We start from the raw sequence: 18,110 nt of genomic DNA on the forward strand, positions 1-18,110 counted from the left end.
TCGTAATTACTATTAACAAAGTTGCCAATTGATTCGGAAAATTTAAACGTGTGAAAATATTAGACCGTTACATACTTACCACTTATTTAAAAACCTTTTTCAGCGTGTTTATTATACTCATGCTGATTTTTGTATTACAAACTATTTGGCTTTATATTAAAGAATTAGCGGGTAAGGATTTAGACATGATTGTCATTCTTAAATTCCTATTTTATTTTACACCCAAGTTAATACCACTTGTTTTACCGCTTACAATCCTCTTGGCGTCTATTATGGTTTTCGGTAATTTTGCTGAAAATTACGAGTTTGCTGCCATGAAATCCACTGGTATTTCTTTACAGCGGGCTATGGCAGGCTTGAGTATTTTTATTGTTGGATTAGGAATTATTACCTTTTTCTTTGCAAACAATGTTATTCCTTGGGCGGAATATAATTCCCATAATCTTCGAAAAAATATTGCCACATTAAAACCTGCCATGGTTATTGCCGAGGGTCAGTTTAATGATGTCATGGAGTACAATATTAAGGTTGAGAAAAAGACGGGGAAAAATGGTAGGTATCTTGAAGGTATCGTCATGCACAAAAAAAGCAATGACAACAATGCCAATAATACGACTATAGTTGCTAAAGATGGCGAATTAATTGGTGAGGAGAAATCAGACGTTTTACAGTTTATTCTTTATGATGGTTATTTTTATGATGATACGCCTCCAAAGGATCGAAATGATAGAAATAGAAATCCTTTAGTTAAAAGTTACTTTGAAAAGTATACTATTAATATAGATTTGTCTCAACTAAACTCTAATGATTTAGATGATAAAAATGTATCGGATAAGTATAATATGCTTAATATTTCCGATTTAAATTATACTATTGATTCATTAGATGTCGCGCTTAAAAAAGACCATGAGGATTTTGCTATTAGCTTGTACAACCGATCTAATTTACCAGTTCTGAATTCTGGAATTAATCCGAAACGTCAACTGGATTCTACTTTTAATGGTCAAATTTTAGACTTATATCCAGACACCAAAAAAGTACAAATGTTGGATCAGGCGCTTAATTCACTAAAAAGCACCAACCAAATTATTAGTGTTAAAAGCAAGTATTTTAAAGAACGCAATATTTATTTAAACAAACATATAATTGCGCTTCATGAAAAGTTAGCATTAGGTTTTGCCTGTGTAATCCTATTTTTCGTTGGTGCGCCTTTAGGAGCTTTAATTAGAAAAGGTGGTTTAGGATTGCCTATGGTAATTGCTATTTTTCTATTTCTAACCTATCACTTTATTGGTATTTTCGCTAAAAACGGCGCTAAAGACGGGAGTTTAAATCCTATTTTAGCCGCTTGGTTTTCTACGCTTATTATGCTGCCTTTAGGTTATTATTTAACCAAGCGTGCGACAGCCGATCGTGGATTGTTTGAATTTGACCACATTATTGAACCCATAAAGAAATTATTAAATATTAAGGACAAATCGGAAGTTGAAAAAGAAGATAATTCCGCAACAACCATTTTGGACCCAGGACAGGAGTTAGCGGCAGAAAATCTACTTTACGATTATAAAATGCATGCCAAATTCAGTTTTATCTTTTATTGGATTTCGTTACTATTATTTATACTTCATTTTGTTTTTAGAAATAATAAATTGGAAGAGTTGGCTGCTATAGTTATTCAAATATCTACTATTTCAGCAGTTGTTTATACCGTCTATTTTTTAATGTCGTTTATGAGTAGTTTGAAATTATCAAAACTGACAGATACTTATGAAACTTCTAAAAATCCGTTGTTTATTTTAATTGGGTTTGTAATTTATCCGTTACGCCATGTTTTACTAAAAGTTAAAATAAAGAAAGTCTTTTCGTTGAATACAAAATAAGCAATACCTTTGCACTTTAATCAAAATACTGTTATGTCCACGATACAAACTCAAAATAATAAAACCATTCAATTAGATAGTATTGAAGATGCTATAAACGACATTAGGAATGGAAAAGTTATTATTGTTGTGGACGATGAAAACCGTGAAAATGAAGGCGATTTTCTAGCTGCCGCCGAAATGGCTACGCCCGAAATGATTAATTTCATGGCTACTCATGGTCGAGGTTTAATTTGCACGCCACTTACCGAAAAACGCTGTAAAGCTTTAGAGTTGAATATGATGGTTCGTAATAATACGGATCCTTTGGAAACAGCTTTTACTATTTCTGTAGATTTACGTGGAAATGGCGTAACAACAGGAATTTCCGCCGCCGATCGTGCTAAAACTGTTCAGGCATTGGTGGATGATAATATGAAACCATTTGAACTGGCACGTCCAGGTCATATTTTCCCTCTAGTAGCTAAAGAAGGTGGCGTTTTAAGACGCACCGGACATACAGAAGCTGCTATAGATTTTGCACGTTTAGCGGGTTTAAAACCTGCTGGTGTTATTGTGGAAATCATGAATGAAGATGGTACCATGGCACGCTTACCTCAACTTATAAAAGTGGCTAAAAAATTCGATTTGAAAATTGTTTCTATTGAAGATTTAGTGGCTTACAGAATGCAACATGATTCTTTAATTGAAAAAGTTGAAGATTTTCAATTGGAAACCCGTTTTGGAAATTTCAGATTACGTGCTTATAACCAAACCACCAACAATCAAATTCATATTGCTTTAACCAAAGGTTCTTGGAGCGCCAATGAACCGGTTTTAACCCGTGTTAACGCCACTTTGGTAAATCATGATATATTGGGAACCTTAACGAACAATGCCGACCAGAAATTGGATGATATGTTTAAGGTTATTAACCAAGCTGAAAAAGGAGCCGTTATTTTCATTAATCAGCAATCGGCAACCATGAATTTATTAAACCGCTTGAATGTTTTAAAAGATGCTCAAGTTCCAGGTGAAGTTGTTAAAGCTACTCGCATTGATATGGACACCAAGGATTTTGGCATTGGTGCACAAATTTTACATGATTTAAATATTCATAAATTGAAATTAATTTCTAATAGCGAACAAACCAAACGTGTTGGTATGATTGGTTACGGATTAGAGATTGTAGAATATGTTGGATATTAAAAAAAGGGAACTAACGCTGGTTTTACCCATTGCTACTCCCCTTCTCACTTCAATTAATAGCATTTTAAATACTTTTTGAAATATCAATTTTTCATAATATTTCAACCTCTACGAAACGGTTCTACATTTTACTTAAAGCGCGTTTAGATTATAAATTCTGAAACCACACTTCATATTTTTTTCCTAAAAAAGGTATTGGCTGTTGTTTTTCATTAATTGCATTCATTAAACCCATAATCCACATATAAAGCATTACAAAAAAACCAATGATGCTTATTAGCCAGCCTAAAATTGGGATCATACCAATAATTCCTAAAGCTAAACCAGTTAAAGCTAATCCAAGCGATTGCTGAATGTGATACCTTGCAAATTGATTTTTCCTTTCACCATTCATCACAAAAGCAATGATTAAACCTATCACGGTTAAATAGGCTATTGTAGCTATTGATTTTCCTTCGGCTACATCTGTATTTGTTGCGCTAGCCATAGTTCTTGATCCTGTTGTTTCTGTTGTTTCGGTTGCTTCCATTTTATTATGTGTTTTTGTGAGTTTGTTTTTAATTACTATTTTTATTTGTACTTACTGTTTAATGACGGACTTCTTAAAAGGTTAACATATTGCTTGAAATAAATCTTAAAATTATAAGATTCCATCACAAATTAAATTTCAAAAATGATTCTTCATTAAACAGATAAACAGAATCTGTTGAATTACTTGATGACTATTTTTTTAGTTATTTCGCCTTTATCTGTAACTATTTTCAATAGGTATATGCCAGATTGATAATTACTTAAATCCAGCTGTTTTGCATTCGTCTCTTGGATGATAGTTTTACCTAGCATATCGTATAAAGCAACAGATCTAATATCCTGTGATGTTCTAATATTCAAAATACCAGAAACAGGATTGGGATATATGGATACGGTTTCTAAAACCTGATAATCAATAGACAAACTTTCTTCTATTACAATTTCAGATTGGCTACATTCAGACGTATTACCATTAGCATCAATGGCAATGGCCACTATTTTTTGATCTGCTGCAAAAGAACTTCCAGATGGAACAGCTTTAGAAATTGTTTTATTAATACCTAAATTATAATCCGCTTCGGAATAAGTATCTACAAACAAAAATTCTTTGGCTTGACGGTTATTATCATCTATAAAAAATTCGACTTGAATTGGATATGCCGAATTAGCAGCAGCGGAAGGAATCAAATATGATAAGGTAATTACGGCTTCGTCTACAGTAGCACTATTGGCGCCGATAACAGGATAATTCTGGGTATTATTGGCTCCTAAATCGGCATCACCTGCATCATTTATGGAAATACCATCACTATTTAAATCAATACCTGCACTTGAAATACCATTTGGTGAAACATTGGAAAGATTACTAAACATACTATTTCCTGAAATTATATTCCCAATGGGTTCAATATCCGGATAACCGCCAAGAGATACTTTAAAAACACCAATTCCTTTGTTAACGTTGAAAGCAACTATATTACCTTCTCCACTATTAAGTCCGCCAAAAGTATTATTTGAACTTCCATTAAGAATTTGTACTCCAGTTTGACCATTTCCTAAAGCGGAAGAACCATCAGCTTGAACGCCAATTTTATTACCAAAAAGGGTGTTATTGGTTGCAACTAAAAGCAATACACCATCAGACAAATTTCCAGAAATAACGTTACCATCATTGAGGCCAGGACCTCCAATTGTATTTTGTAATGTATTGGTCATTCTTAAGCCTCTAAAATTTGATACAGAACTTGTACCTGTTACATCCGTGCCAATGTAATTTCCTAAAACTTGATTATTGATAGATAATTCACTGGCGATTAAAACACCATCTGATGAATTTCCTGAAATAATATTGCGTTCAGAAACCAAACTACCACCAACAATATTCGAGCTCGATTCTAATATCCGCAATCCTATGTTATTGGGTATTGGCAAAGTACCTGTTATATCGGTTCCTATATAATTTCCTGTAACACTATTCCCGGTTGCTGCGTCACCAAATATATTTATGCCATAAGCTGCATTGCCTGAAATAATATTTCGTTGTAATGCAGTAGTACCGCCAATAGTATTATTAGCCCCACGATTTTCAATTCCTTTTCCGTTAGGTATTGAAAATAGGCCGCCACTATCTGTACCTATGAAATTTGCTGTAATCTGGTTAGTTGTAGAAGAACTTCCTAGATAAATACCAGATACGGAATTTCCAGAAAGTACATTTGTATCAATAACATTATTGGCCGAATTAATGTATATGCCCGCTTGTCCATTTCCTAAAAGACCGGTTCCCAAAGCGTCTAAACCCATATAATTATTTTTTATGGTATTTGCTTCACCATTAGATATGGAAATACCATCAAATGTATTCCCAGAAATTATATTTCTAGATGCGCTAGTTGGACCTCCAATGGTATTTAAATTATTCTCTCCTGTTCCCATTAAAATTCCCACGGTATTAGGCAATGCCATATTGCCTGCTGCATTTGTACCAATATAATTCCCTAAAATAGTATTATTGGAAACCGGATTACCTGATTCAGAGCCTTGAAAATAAATACCTTGATTATTTCCAGAAATTACATTTCCTTCACCTGGACCCGTACCACCAATGGTGTTATTATTCGGGCCAAATACTAATAATATTCCAGCTCTCACATTTGGGAAGGCTAAATTTCCGGTTATATCGGTTCCAAAATAGTTACCTGTAATGGTGTTATTTATGGCGCTTGCACCTTTCATAGATATTCCTGTGCCATCCACAATTGCATTCTGATTATTCTCGCCTGCCGAAAAAATGTTACGGGCTGCTGGAGTATTTCCACCAATTATATTATTTGGTGCATCTATTAATTGAAGATTGAAACGGTTTCCTCGTGGTAGTAATCCTGTAGCATCTGTTCCTACTAAATTTCCTTGAACGGTGTTATTAGTACATTCCAAACCTTGAAATGTTATGCCTCCAGAAAGATTACTAGAAATAACATTTCCTTGATATGCTCCTGTACCTCCCACCGAATTATTACTACTATTTAGAAAGAATATGCCCCAATAATTACGATTGAAAGTGTTACCGTCTGGTTTTAAGCCGATATAATTACCTTGAATAATATTGTTATTAGTATACACATCAATTCCAAAACCTCCTGTAAATGGTGAAACATCAAGCATTTGGAAACCACCAATAGATAATCCGTAAATTTCAGAATTATTTGCTAACCCATATATTTTAAGCCCTGAATTATTTATAGGCAAACTTGAACCGTCTATTTCTATGACAGGTGAATTTGAAACCAAATATTCTGTTTGTGTGCGACCATCAATGACAATTGGATAAATAACGGTTGGCAACTCACTCGTTCCAATTACAATGGTAAATGGAGCTGTTCCAGAAATATCAAAATAAATTGTGTTTTTATCACTGGATTTATTGGCGTTTTGAATGGCCGCTCGTAAGGAACAATTCCCATTGGAATCGGCGCAAGCAGTATCTGCTATATTCGCATCTACTGTATCATCCGTTGTATTGACTATAAAATCACCTGCTCCTCTATTTACTAATTCATTTTCAAGATTAAAATCACGAACCTGTCCTTTTTCTAAAAAAGTAGAAGAATACTCTTGTGAAGTTCTATATGCTATTTCATAACCTACAGAATTACTAGGCGCGAAATTATCATGATCCGGTATTTCAAAAGTTTTATAATACTGTAACGCATTTTTTCTATCTGAATTTTCATCTTCAAATGATGTCGTTTTTAAGTTGGAATCTATCAGTGATTTTTCCTGCCCTTGTGCTAATTCTGGCGAGGTAATTAGCAAAATAAATAGCAAAAAAACCAAGCTCCTTTTTAAATTTTCTAGTTGTTTCATGATGATTCGTTTTAATAGATTAATAGCTTTTATTGCATTATTTAATCACTATTTTTTTAGTGATTTCCCCTTTGTTGGTAACAGCTTTAAGTAAATAAATTCCAGACTGATACGTGCTCACATCAATTTGATTAACCGATTTCGATGTTTTAAAAACTTGAGTTCCGAGAACGGAATACAGCTCAATTGAATTTACGGCATAACTTGATTCAATATGCAATACGTTGGATGCTGGATTTGGGTAAATGGCAATAGATTCATCTATAACAAACGTTTCCGTATTTAAAGTTTGGAAATTGACTGAACTAGCCATAGGATTATTTTGAGAATACAGGTTTTGAGCCCAGATATTAATATAGTTTTCTATATAAATAGTATCGAATACAGGATCACCATTTTCAACAAAGCGAATTTCGCCTGTAGTAGGATTTGGATCTGTAATAACATCAAATAAAACCAATTCAAAAGGACCTGCACCGTTTAACATAACAGTGAATTGCCCTGCTTCATCACGACCTAAAAAATAGGCATCGCCATAAGTTCCAGCACCCATGGAAATGGAAACCCATTCGGAAGCAGGAAGATTAGAATTTCCCATGACAAAATTACCAAGTGTCATGCCTGTTGGCACGTAAAAACCGGCGCCCATGTCGTCCGTACTGTCGTCTGTTACAGGCAAGCTTGGTGTTGCAAGTAAAGCCATTTGATAATTTCCTGTATTCGCGTTTATGCCTACAAAAGAAATACTGAACTCATAGGTATGAACTTGCGCTTGTAATGTGAAAGTCATTAACAATAAAATGACCGCTGTGTAAATATGTTTCATAATGTTATAAATTTAAATTAATTAGGAATTTGCTCTGTTATTGGATAATAATTTGAATTCGAATTGCTGGGATGATTTAATATGATATTTTTTAAAATGCCCTTATCATTTCCTGGGCCTAAATAACGAACTACACCATTTAGATTAATATCACCAAGATTGTAAGCTGCATATGGAAAATAGTTACCTCCAGATGTATTTCCAGGAGCACCTAAAACAATGGTTTTTAAGCTGGCCGAATCATTACTTGGACCTAAATAACGCACTTGATTGTTTCCATTTACATCACCCGCCCAAAGTGCTTTACTTCCAGAATCTAATACAACTTGTGCCGTTGTTCCATATGTTGAAAAACTGCTATTTGTAAAATCTACAATACTGGTTGTTGTTTCATTCAACCCAATAGTTGCTGCGCTCATGGCTCCTAAATGATTTCTATGGTTTACCACTACATAATAATTGGTGGGTGCGGCTTCCATTATAAGATTAGACAAACCATCTACACCAACAACATCGCCATCACGTTGTAATAAGGCAGACTTACCATTAATGCGTTTAGTATTATCATTTGCTGAACGTAATTCCACCCAAACCCAATCCACGATGGCATTATTTCCGGTTATAGAAAATACGGATGCATTGCAGGTAGCGGCATCAGCATAAGGACTGGTAGTTGGAAGAAGTATGTTTTGTCTTAAATTATCATTCATTAATCCAGACGTTCCTGGGCTTAAAAGCGGTCCTTGTAAAAACAATTTTGGATTGATTTTTATTTTCATATTTGCGTTAATAAAGCCTTCAGAAACGCGAATAGTTGTCGTACTCAATTCTTGAATATTTACTTCACCTATAGTGTATAAAAGTGAGATATTTCCAACAGTTGCCGATGCACCACCACTATCGATGCTAAACTTTTCTATGGTTTGAGCTTGGGTATATAGCGCGAAAATCAAGGAAATTAATATGGTTAAAAGTGCATTCATTTTTTATGTTTTTATCTATTTATATTTAAATCCTACAACTGATTAATTAATTTTGTAACCTTCAAACCAACTTCCATAGCCATTCATTTTTTCATTTTCTGTAGTGGAATAGTTTCTTAATAGAACATACACCACTTTTCCAGCGGTTAAATAATAAATGCCGCTGACTTCTGTTTTATTTTGATGTCCAGTTGTAGAGGTTGAATAGCGGACATTAACATCTATATTAAAATGTATTCTAAAACTCGCGGTACTAATAGTATTTGATTGGGAAACGCAAGCATGTAAAAAATAGTAGCCTGCTGTAGGCGCTACAAATCGTCTGGTTACCGTGTTAAAAGCACTGTTCGTATCATAATCCACGGTATCCCATATATCAGTTTCCACTTCAGTACCTGCATTAATATCTTTGACTGCAAAACCATTACCTCTTACTTTAAATAAGACAGCTGCCTTACTATCCACATATGTTTTTACTGCTTTTTCAGTAGGTATTACGTAATTGCTGTTTCCAGACAAAGTGCCATCAGCAGAAAATGCGTTTACGCGTTGTCCTGTTTTCAAGGCCAAACCCGCGCTATTTAAGCTCATTATAGGATCATATCCAACTTCTGTGGTTAAATCTGAATCTAAATAAAATTTCAAATTATCGGACTTATTTTCAATTTTGTAAAAACTATGTGAGCCTGTTTCTTCTCCATTTCTTAATTCCACTTTTGTAGAATTATTGACAGTTGGAACCACTAATTTTATTCCGGCATTAAAATTGTCTTGAATTTCTAACCGATCTGTGGGTGCATTTGTTCCTATTCCTACATTTTCTGTTTGTAAAAAGACAGCATTACTATTTTTACTCCAAGTTTTATTACCAGCGCTTAAGGCATAAGGAACTGTTTTAAATTCCGTAGTTCCCATATTTATTAAACCGGAACCTATATTAATCCATACTTGAAGAAAATGCGTATTGCTTGACCAATCAATAGTGTTAAAAGCAGCACTTCCTGATACCAACGCCCCTTCTCCAATATTTACAATTACGGTTCCATTAGCATCTGTAGTTGGTGAATGGCTTTCTGAATAGACGATAGTTTGTGCTGCACCTTCTAAAATTTTAAATTGAATTTGAATAAGATCATTTGCAACCACATTACCTAGATCATCCTTTATAAGTGCCTTATAATTGATGCCGTTTTGTGCAAATGATATCATGGTTATAAACATGATAAATAGAAGTGTTAGTTTGGTTTTCATGATATGTTGTTTAAAGCTTTAATAGCTTAATTTTAAAAAGGTTAACAACGTGCAAATAAAAATTTGGCTTGATTTCAAATGTAAAATACATTGCATTATTCATGTAACACTATTGTTTCAAACTCTATAAAATATGTTTCATGCTCCTTGTTATAGCCTAAAACACTGAATAAGAAATAATTTTAAATACTTTAAAAAAGCGACTCAAACCTTACGATGCTTTTCGTCTTCATGATAGGTATTACAACTAAACACCAGCAACAGTAAATTGATAATGGTTAATAATACTAGCCCAGAAAAAATATATACTATAGTCATCATGATTTCTGTTATTAATTATTTTCTAATGCTTCTATACGCGCTTTCAAACTATTATTTTCAGATTTTAGTTCTTTAACCGCATTAATTAAAACTGGTATCAATTCAGTATAACTTAAGCTTAGGGTTCTATCTTCATTATCGGCTGTGTGGACAATTTCTTTTATAATAGGTTGCACCTCTTGTGCTATTAAACCAATAGATTTATGGTCTTGGGTTCTATTATTCCAATGGTATGCAACAGGGTTTAATTGCAATATGGTTTCTAATCCGTAGGATAAAGGAGTGATGTCTTTTTTGAGACGTCTGTCGCTGCTGTGTACCACCACGCCCCCTACTCTAACATCACCACCATCTTGTTGTAAAAAAAGGGTTGAAGCAGCACCATTATTTCTTGCCATAATTTCATTTTCATCAAAAACGAGATTAGACCCATTTGTAGCGCCCAAAACCAAATAGCCAGAATCACTGTTGTAACTAGCATCATCTCCCACAGCTATTTGAAACCTTGAAGACGGTGTTGAAGTACCGATTCCCACATGACCATTTTTTAAAATTGTAAATGAGTTTAATCTTAATATACCATTTACTGGAAAGCCAATATAGCTGCCATAACCGATTTCGAATATAGGGTCTGTTTCAACCCATGTTGTAGCACTACCGCCTCCAACGTTGTACTTTCCAATGGCTAAAGAATTATAACTAGACGCTTTTGTATTATAACCCAAAGCAGTAGAGTTAAGTCCAGAAGCCTTTGTAGATAGCCCCATTGATATTGAATTATCTCCTGTTGCTTCTGTATCATCCCCTGTGGCAACAGAATTGGTTCCTGAAGCAAATGTCCCACTACCCAAAGTACTAGAATTGGAACCAAATGCTTCTGTTCCATAACCCATGGCAGTGGAATTACTTCCAGATGCCACTGTAGAGCGACCCATGGCTGTAGAAGAATTTGCAGATGCTTCACTAAAAACACCCATAGCTGTAGTATAGAGATTAGATGCTTTGGTAGCATACCCAATTGCTGTTGCATAATTACCTGTAGCCCCTGCAGTGGTGCTTGGTACAAGACTAGTACTTATATCTACTGCATATAATCCTATATTAGCATAATTACTTGGGTCTCTACCTTTTAATCTCCAACCATTACCATTACCTTCATTTATAATTTCCAGACCTGAAACATTATTTGCAACAGCTGCTGTTTCAGCATGTAAAGCATATGGTACTGTTTTAAACTCCGTGGTTCCCATATCAACTAATCCAGCTCCTGTATTTATTTTTGTGTTTAAAAAGGTGGTGTCGCTTGCCCAATCAATGGCATTAAAAGTGCCGCTGACAGGCGTGCCTTCCCCAATATTTATTATAATAATACCGTTAGCATCTGTGGTTGGTGTGCGTATTTCTTGGTACACATTAGTTTGTGCGACACCTTGAAGGATGGTGAATTGTACCGATATTAAATCGTTGGCTATAATATTGCCATTAGCATCTTTTATAATTGCTTTGTAGTTGATGCCATTTTGAGCAATTGCTGTATAGCTTATTAATAAAATTAATCCTAAAATAATGTGTTTAAGTACTTTCATAATATCTAAATTATTGATTGTTTATTGCTTCCAGTTGCTGCACTATTTGATAATTAAATGCAGCTAAATTTTATGTATTTATACTTTATGATATATTCTTTTAAAAGGTTAACTGAACAGACTTAATTTGATTCCTTAATAATCTTGACTGACATCACGACCTTATTATTCAATAATATTTCAAGTTCATAATGACCTTTCTTTAGATGGTTAATACTTAAATATATTTTATCATTCTTTCTGGGGCTATTGCTATAGCTTTTCATTTATTAACTATTTAAAAGTTTGATAAAAGTATGTGGAAGTTTCACCTTTGAATAACAGATATGTGTCAAAGACTATAAATTATGTTTCAAAGGGTGTAAAAGTGCTTAGAATGCGCTACTTTCTAGTTTTTTAGAAAATATTCGTTAGGCGTGCAGCCGTAAACGTCTTTAAAGCATTTATTAAAATATGAAGGGGAATTAAATCCAATTTGATAAGCAATTTCTGCCATGGTAGCGTCTGATTTCTTTAACAACTCTAAAGATAATTTTAAACGCTGTGAACGTAAAAACTCGCTCGTTGTCATGCCAGTTATGGCTTTCAGTTTTCTGTGAAGTTGCGTTCTACTAATTTGCATCTGCTTACCCAAAGCGTCGCTGTTAAAGTCAGGATTGGTTATATATTCGTCTAAAGTAACTTGAAGCCTTTTTAAAAATTCAGTTTCGGTGGAGGTTATTGCTAATTCTGGATTAAGTTGAAAGTTTTTACTAAAATGCTTTTTAAGTTTTTGTCTATTTTCGATTAGCTTTTCAACACGTAATTTTAATTTCTCACTAGAAAATGGCTTGGTTACGTGAGCATCTGCTCCCGTTTTAAGACCTTCTATTTCATTTTTATTACCCACTTTGGCTGTTAATAATATAATGGGGATATGACTGGTTAGCTCATTTGTTTTTAAGGTATCACATAAGTTAATGCCATCTAAAAGAGGCATCATAATATCGCTAATTATTAAATCCGGCAATTCTTTTAATGCCATTTCAACACCTTCTTTTCCATTTTTAGCTTGGATAATATTATAATGATTAAAAAAAATGGATATTATAAATTCGCGAATATCGGGCTCATCTTCAACTACTAAGAGCAAGGGTGTGTCATCATTTATAATTTCCAGGTAGGTATTTTTTTCGGTAATAATAGGTTCTATGTAAACCGGGGTATCTATTTCATCTAAAGTAAATGCATCCTCGGTTAAAGGAAGTGACACTGTAAATTGAATATAATTATCTGCCATGTTATTCGCCACAATTGTGCCTTTGGCAAGTGCTACCAATTCTCTAACTAAAGCTAAACCAACACCAACACCCTCTGAAAATTCATTGTTTTGATAAAACCTTTGAAATAATTTACCTAAATCCGTTAAACTACCTTGTTCAATTTTATTAGTGATGGAAATTACTAAATTGTATTCCTGCTGACTTGCCTCAAATTGAATAACACTTTCTTTTGGCGCATATTTAACCGCATTGGAAAATATATTGGAGACGACCTTTTCTATTATATCGCTATCAAACCAAACATCCTGTAACTTTTCAATTCGCGATTCTATTCGAATATCTTTTTTAGTTGCTTTATACTGAAATGCAAACACCAATTGTTTTAATAAAATGCTCAAATTACCTTTCGAAACTTTCAATTTTGTTTGTCCAGAATCTAACATGGACAATTCCAACATTTGATTGACTAATTTTAAAAGTCTATTGGCATTTTGTTTCACTAAACCCAATTCCTTTTTATCTTGTTTAGAGAGATTTTTTTTACTTAATTGAGTTTCTATAGGTCCAGAAATTAATGTTAAAGGCGTTCTAAATTCATGTGAAATATTCGTGTATAACTTGGTTTTTAATTCATCCAACTTTTTAAGGCGTTCTGTTTCCAAATGCTCCAAACGCAATTGATTTTTTACGTGCCAACGCCATTTTAAATATTTATATAGTATAAATAAGAAAATGAGTCCTAAAATAAAATAGACCAACCTTGCTATATTGGTGGCGTACCAAGGTTGTAAAATAGTAAAGGAATGTGTGGCTGGCTCCAAATTCCATACGCCATCATAGTTACTTGAAATAACCTGAAACTGATAAGAATTGGGTGGTAAATTGGTATAATGTGCTTTGTTATTATGTCCAGAAGAAATCCAATCTCTATCGTTATTTATAAGCCTGTATTTATACTGATTTCGCTCAGGTTGTGAAAAATGCAAGGCAGAAAATGTAAACGTTACAGTATTTTCCGAATGTTTTAATTCTTGGTTTGGTTGTAAAGAACGTTCTGTATTAAAGACTTCCAAACCTGAAATAATGGTCTTAGGTTTGGTCGGATTGGCATATAATTGATTCGGATTAAACCAATTTAATCCTTCTAAACCACCAAAATATAATGTGTTATTATCATCCTTAAAGTAAGCACCAGTATTAAATTCTGAAGCTTGTAAACCGTCATAATTCGTATAATTTTCTATACTTAAGGAATCATTTTTCGAATAAAAACGCGATATGCCTTTATTGGAACTAATCCATAGACTTCCATTTTCATCGGGTAAAATTCCGTAGATAACATTGTTAGGAATGCCTTCAGCAGTTGTATAAATATTCCTTTTATTGGTTAATGTATTATAGGAAATTAAACCATCACCATTGGTCCCAATCCAAAGCATATTTTTATCAAGAAATAATGATTTCACCGGGTAGTGTAGCTGGAGAATTTCTTCAATAGCATTCTGTTCTATATCTAATTTAAAGATGCCTTCATCTTCGGTTCCAATCCAAAATGTATGATCGTTTTGCTTTTTTATAACGCGAATATTATCGGACGTGAGGTTGGAATTTTCAATAGAATAATGCTGTTGAATGCCCTTTTCAATATCAAACAGAATTAATCCGTGATTTCTAGTGCATAACCATAATTTGTTGTTGGATGCTTCACTAATATTCCAAATTGTAAAAGCACTGGTTTCTTGAAAGTTTATAAACTGGCCAGCTGCAGTGCGTTTCTGCAATCCTTGATTTTGATGCCCAATCCAAAGTTCATCTTTATAGTGAAATAAGCTCATAACACGGTTGGTGAGCAAATTGGAGTTTTCACTGGTTAAAGTCTCAAAGTCCTCATTTTTTACATTAATTTTCGTCAAACCTTTACCAGAGGTTCCTCCCCAAATGTCATTGTTTTTTACAGAAATAGCTCTAATAACATCCACGTGGATATCTTTAGGCATTTGATTGTTGGTAAGGACATTGAATTTGGTGAGATATTCATCAAAATAACTCAATCCAGCGCCATCCGTTCCTAACCAAATAGTACCGGTAAAATCTTGGAATAAGCATAATACATCATTATAATGTAAGGCAAACGGATTGTTCTTATTCGCTAAAAAATGTTTGACGGTTTCGTATTTGAAATCAACTAAATATACACCTTGGCCATAAGTAGCTATCCAAAGTCTGTCATTTTTATCGACTAGTAAATCTTGAATATTTAAATTATTGGGAAGAATATCTTGGTCAAAACCACTAAAAGATTTAAACAGTTCTTCTTCATCTTTTTTCAAAAATAAACCACGTCCAAAACTTCCGGCATAAATGGTTTCTTGATTTGATGAAGCCAATGAGCTAAAGTTTGTATCATCGACGATTTTTATAAATTGATACCTATCATTAGTAATTTTAATAAGCCCATTATTAGTAGCTGCTAATATTGCTTTATTAGGCGTTTCTAAAAAATCATAAATAGTTCTTTTAGCATCGGCTGGTTTTAAAAATTGAAGTGTGTCTTTAGTTTTATGATTAATTTTAATCAAACCATTATCATAGGTGCCGATATAGAAATTTTTGGCGCCGTCTTGAATAAGCGTACTAACCTGATTAGTATTTAAAACAGGTTTAAATTGATCCAATTCCTGTTGATACTTTTCTAATATACCTGAATTTGAAACTATCCAAATGCCTCCTAATTTATCTGAATAAATTTTACCGAGTTTGCTGTAAGTCGTTCGGGTTACATCTTCAAATTGGATGTTATAAGATTTGAATTTTTTACCATCATATTTATTAAGACCGTCTTGAGTGGCAAACCATAAGTATCCAATACTATCTTGAGCAATGCTTACCACGCTGTTTTGCGAAAGTCCATCTTCCACTGTTAATTCTCTAAACGCAATTTGCTTATTGCTTTGAGAAAACACAAAACAAGGAACAAACCAAATAAAAAGTAGCGTTAAGTTCCTCATGTATATGGAATTAGCAATTAAAGTACTAAAATGTTTTTAATAGTTAATTTTAAAAGGTAATTATTTAATAAACGCATCAATGGTTTTGGGGATTTAATTTAAGATTCGGATTTAATACTAGTTTAAAGACGCAAAAAGATGCTAAACAATCATGGTATTAATACTGGCTTCAGAAGGATATTTGATGTGTTTATTAGATACTTTAAACAAAAATATTCATGCGTCAAATGTTGAATTGACGCATGAATATGGAACTAATAGAAAAACAAAATATAATATTAGGGCGTAAAATAGCGATTAATAGAAATTGATCCAGATAGTTGGGTTGTAAATTGAGCCCCATTCGTTATATCTAGAACTTGCATTTCTGCATTAAATGTTATGGTAAAATACGCATAAACGACATTTAAAAAATTGGTGATCTCCCCATAGTTGGTGATGTTTGAAGTTCCTGATAGTGGACTCATTAAATAATTACCATACATGATAGTCAATGAGGAGCTGTCATCAATGGAAGTGGGTCCAAAATTTTTTGCTTGGTCATTGTTCATTTGTAAGATCATTGAAACTCCCATTTCATCATCGCTGTTACCATTATTCAGAACTAAAGCAATTTCATCTACCCAAACATTTTCAGAATTAGTATATTGTTGTCTGATGGCATAGGCGCCATTACCCATATCCTTATTAGGCAAATTTCCGGAAAATGTTTTACCATTTATTTCGCCTCCGCTAAAGCTTAAATTATAGGTATGACTTTCGCCTTCTGTTACTGTAGGAATATTATTTGTAGGATTATCATTTACGGGCTTATCATTTGAACAGGAAATTGTAATTAATAATGCTAGAATGAATAAAACTTTACTAGTTATTTGCGTTATTTTCATGATCGATTTTATTAGATGTTATTGGTTAATATGATTTACATAAACTTCTTATAATCCGTGGTATTGATTTTGAAATCAGATTTTTCTAGAGCTACACAGCGCATGCTCATAGTTTCTTCTTTACGTTTGGACGTGTCCGTAATATACATTTCCATCATAATACCTTCAATATTTCCCATCCAAGCTTGATTGGAATTCTTACTTTTATCAGCAATGTCTTGAAACCCTTTTGGGAACGAAACACCAGCATCCTGCGTAATCCAAAATTTTCCTTTCATATCGCTAGATGTTACATTGTATTCTGAACAGTTATAGCCCAAAATGGATTTGGTTCTGCCTGTTTTTTCAAACTTGACATCCTTTTCCTCTTGGTTGTCTTCTAACATTTTACCGAAATCCATACTAGTAGCCATCAACATTTTTGTTCCGCCGGACTCTGTAAACATAAAAAGCGACTGTTTATCCATATCCATCACCGTAAACATAGTTGCCGCTGCTTCCATAGTACTTCCCAAGTAATTTTTGTCTTTCGCTAAATAGTAGGTTAGATTGGTATTGTATTTATCGTTTTCCATTTGCATCACGTATTTATGTGTAAACGTGTAAACAGCATCGGGCGTTTTATCTACACTAGAAACAGATTTATTTTTAGATTTTTTGGAAGATTGTTTATTGTTGAAACTAGAATCGAAAGCCTTTTCAGTTTCCTTTTGAGCTTTTTGTTCCACTTTCCGTTCTAAAGTACGTTCAGCCGATTTTGCGGCTTTATCAGCTAGTCTATCAAAAATTTGTGCTTGTCCAGAATATGCAAAGCAAACGAGAAGTAATATGGAGAGAATTGATTTCATAATAAAAGTTTTTAAGGTTTTATGTTACTTATTAATAAGCCATTTTTTAAAAGGTTAACATGTTCCATAAATTAAAACTGAAACCTGATAATTACTTTTTAAAAGGATTTAAAAATCGGGTATTTAAAAATTTAGGATAAAAGTATCGCATCTTTCCACCCAGGTATATCAGA

11 protein-coding genes are annotated in these 18,110 nt (G+C 33.5%); 2 read left to right on the forward strand and 9 right to left on the reverse strand.

Annotated elements, in window-relative coordinates:
• Positions 1-50 precede the first annotated feature (50 nt).
• Together ES674_RS12760 and ribB are read left to right on the forward strand one after the other, a co-directional pair.
• The gene (locus tag ES674_RS12760; protein ID WP_148404559.1) at positions 51-1,880 is read left to right on the forward strand and encodes an LptF/LptG family permease; all 1,830 of its coding nucleotides are present in this window, start codon (positions 51-53) and stop codon (positions 1,878-1,880) included.
• 33 nt (positions 1,881-1,913) lie between these two features.
• Positions 1,914-3,068 (forward strand): 3,4-dihydroxy-2-butanone-4-phosphate synthase, encoded by a 1,155-nt coding sequence (gene ribB / locus ES674_RS12765; protein WP_148404561.1) that lies wholly within the window; start codon positions 1,914-1,916, stop codon positions 3,066-3,068.
• A gap of 148 nt (positions 3,069-3,216) precedes the next feature.
• Here ribB and ES674_RS12770 read toward each other — a convergent pair whose 3' ends face one another.
• The 9 genes from ES674_RS12770 to ES674_RS12810 form a co-directional block, all read right to left on the reverse strand.
• Positions 3,217-3,597 carry a DUF4870 domain-containing protein gene (locus ES674_RS12770; RefSeq protein ID WP_246126047.1) on the reverse strand — a complete coding sequence of 127 codons (381 nt, stop codon included), beginning with the start codon at positions 3,595-3,597 and terminating at the stop codon, positions 3,217-3,219.
• Positions 3,598-3,779: 182 nt separating this feature from the next.
• A complete protein-coding gene (locus ES674_RS12775) occupies positions 3,780-6,965 on the reverse strand; it encodes a T9SS type A sorting domain-containing protein (protein ID WP_148404563.1) in 3,186 nt (1,061 codons plus the stop codon).
• A gap of 37 nt (positions 6,966-7,002) precedes the next feature.
• Complete coding sequence (locus ES674_RS12780; protein WP_148404565.1) at positions 7,003-7,791, reverse strand: T9SS type A sorting domain-containing protein; 789 nt, start codon at positions 7,789-7,791, stop codon at positions 7,003-7,005.
• 17 nt (positions 7,792-7,808) lie between these two features.
• Positions 7,809-8,774: a hemagglutinin protein gene (locus tag ES674_RS12785; RefSeq protein WP_148404567.1), complete on the reverse strand. Its 966-nt coding sequence runs from the start codon at positions 8,772-8,774 to the stop codon at positions 7,809-7,811.
• 42 nt (positions 8,775-8,816) lie between these two features.
• The gene (locus ES674_RS12790; RefSeq protein ID WP_148404569.1) at positions 8,817-10,025 is read right to left on the reverse strand and encodes a hypothetical protein; all 1,209 of its coding nucleotides are present in this window, start codon (positions 10,023-10,025) and stop codon (positions 8,817-8,819) included.
• A gap of 332 nt (positions 10,026-10,357) precedes the next feature.
• Entirely contained in the window at positions 10,358-11,932 is a 1,575-nt protein-coding gene (locus tag ES674_RS12795) for a tail fiber domain-containing protein (RefSeq protein WP_148404571.1), read from the reverse strand.
• Positions 11,933-12,320: 388 nt separating this feature from the next.
• On the reverse strand, positions 12,321-16,202 hold the full coding sequence (locus ES674_RS12800; protein WP_148404573.1) for a hybrid sensor histidine kinase/response regulator transcription factor: 3,882 nt from the start codon (positions 16,200-16,202) through the stop codon (positions 12,321-12,323).
• 278 nt (positions 16,203-16,480) lie between these two features.
• On the reverse strand, positions 16,481-17,089 hold the full coding sequence (locus ES674_RS12805) for a hypothetical protein (RefSeq protein ID WP_148404575.1): 609 nt from the start codon (positions 17,087-17,089) through the stop codon (positions 16,481-16,483).
• A gap of 35 nt (positions 17,090-17,124) precedes the next feature.
• The gene (locus ES674_RS12810; RefSeq protein WP_148404577.1) at positions 17,125-17,937 is read right to left on the reverse strand and encodes a DUF4412 domain-containing protein; all 813 of its coding nucleotides are present in this window, start codon (positions 17,935-17,937) and stop codon (positions 17,125-17,127) included.
• Between the last annotated feature and the right edge of the window lie 173 nt (positions 17,938-18,110).

Origin of the sequence: Bizionia myxarmorum, assembly GCF_008086205.1 — a bacterium.
Classification (GTDB): Bacteria; Bacteroidota; Bacteroidia; order Flavobacteriales; family Flavobacteriaceae; genus Algorimicrobium; species Algorimicrobium myxarmorum.

Coding starts and splice junctions, on each gene's coding strand:
- ES674_RS12775 (WP_148404563.1), bottom strand. CDS start 6,965: ATGAAACAACTAGAAAATTTAAAAAGGAGCTTGGTTTTTTTGCTATTT.
- ES674_RS12790 (WP_148404569.1), bottom strand. CDS start 10,025: ATGAAAACCAAACTAACACTTCTATTTATCATGTTTATAACCATGATA.
- ES674_RS12780 (WP_148404565.1), bottom strand. CDS start 7,791: ATGAAACATATTTACACAGCGGTCATTTTATTGTTAATGACTTTCACA.
- ES674_RS12805 (WP_148404575.1), bottom strand. CDS start 17,089: ATGAAAATAACGCAAATAACTAGTAAAGTTTTATTCATTCTAGCATTA.
- ribB (WP_148404561.1), top strand. CDS start 1,914: ATGTCCACGATACAAACTCAAAATAATAAAACCATTCAATTAGATAGT.
- ES674_RS12810 (WP_148404577.1), bottom strand. CDS start 17,937: ATGAAATCAATTCTCTCCATATTACTTCTCGTTTGCTTTGCATATTCT.
- ES674_RS12795 (WP_148404571.1), bottom strand. CDS start 11,932: ATGAAAGTACTTAAACACATTATTTTAGGATTAATTTTATTAATAAGC.
- ES674_RS12785 (WP_148404567.1), bottom strand. CDS start 8,774: ATGAATGCACTTTTAACCATATTAATTTCCTTGATTTTCGCGCTATAT.
- ES674_RS12770 (WP_246126047.1), bottom strand. CDS start 3,597: ATGGAAGCAACCGAAACAACAGAAACAACAGGATCAAGAACTATGGCT.
- ES674_RS12800 (WP_148404573.1), bottom strand. CDS start 16,202: ATGAGGAACTTAACGCTACTTTTTATTTGGTTTGTTCCTTGTTTTGTG.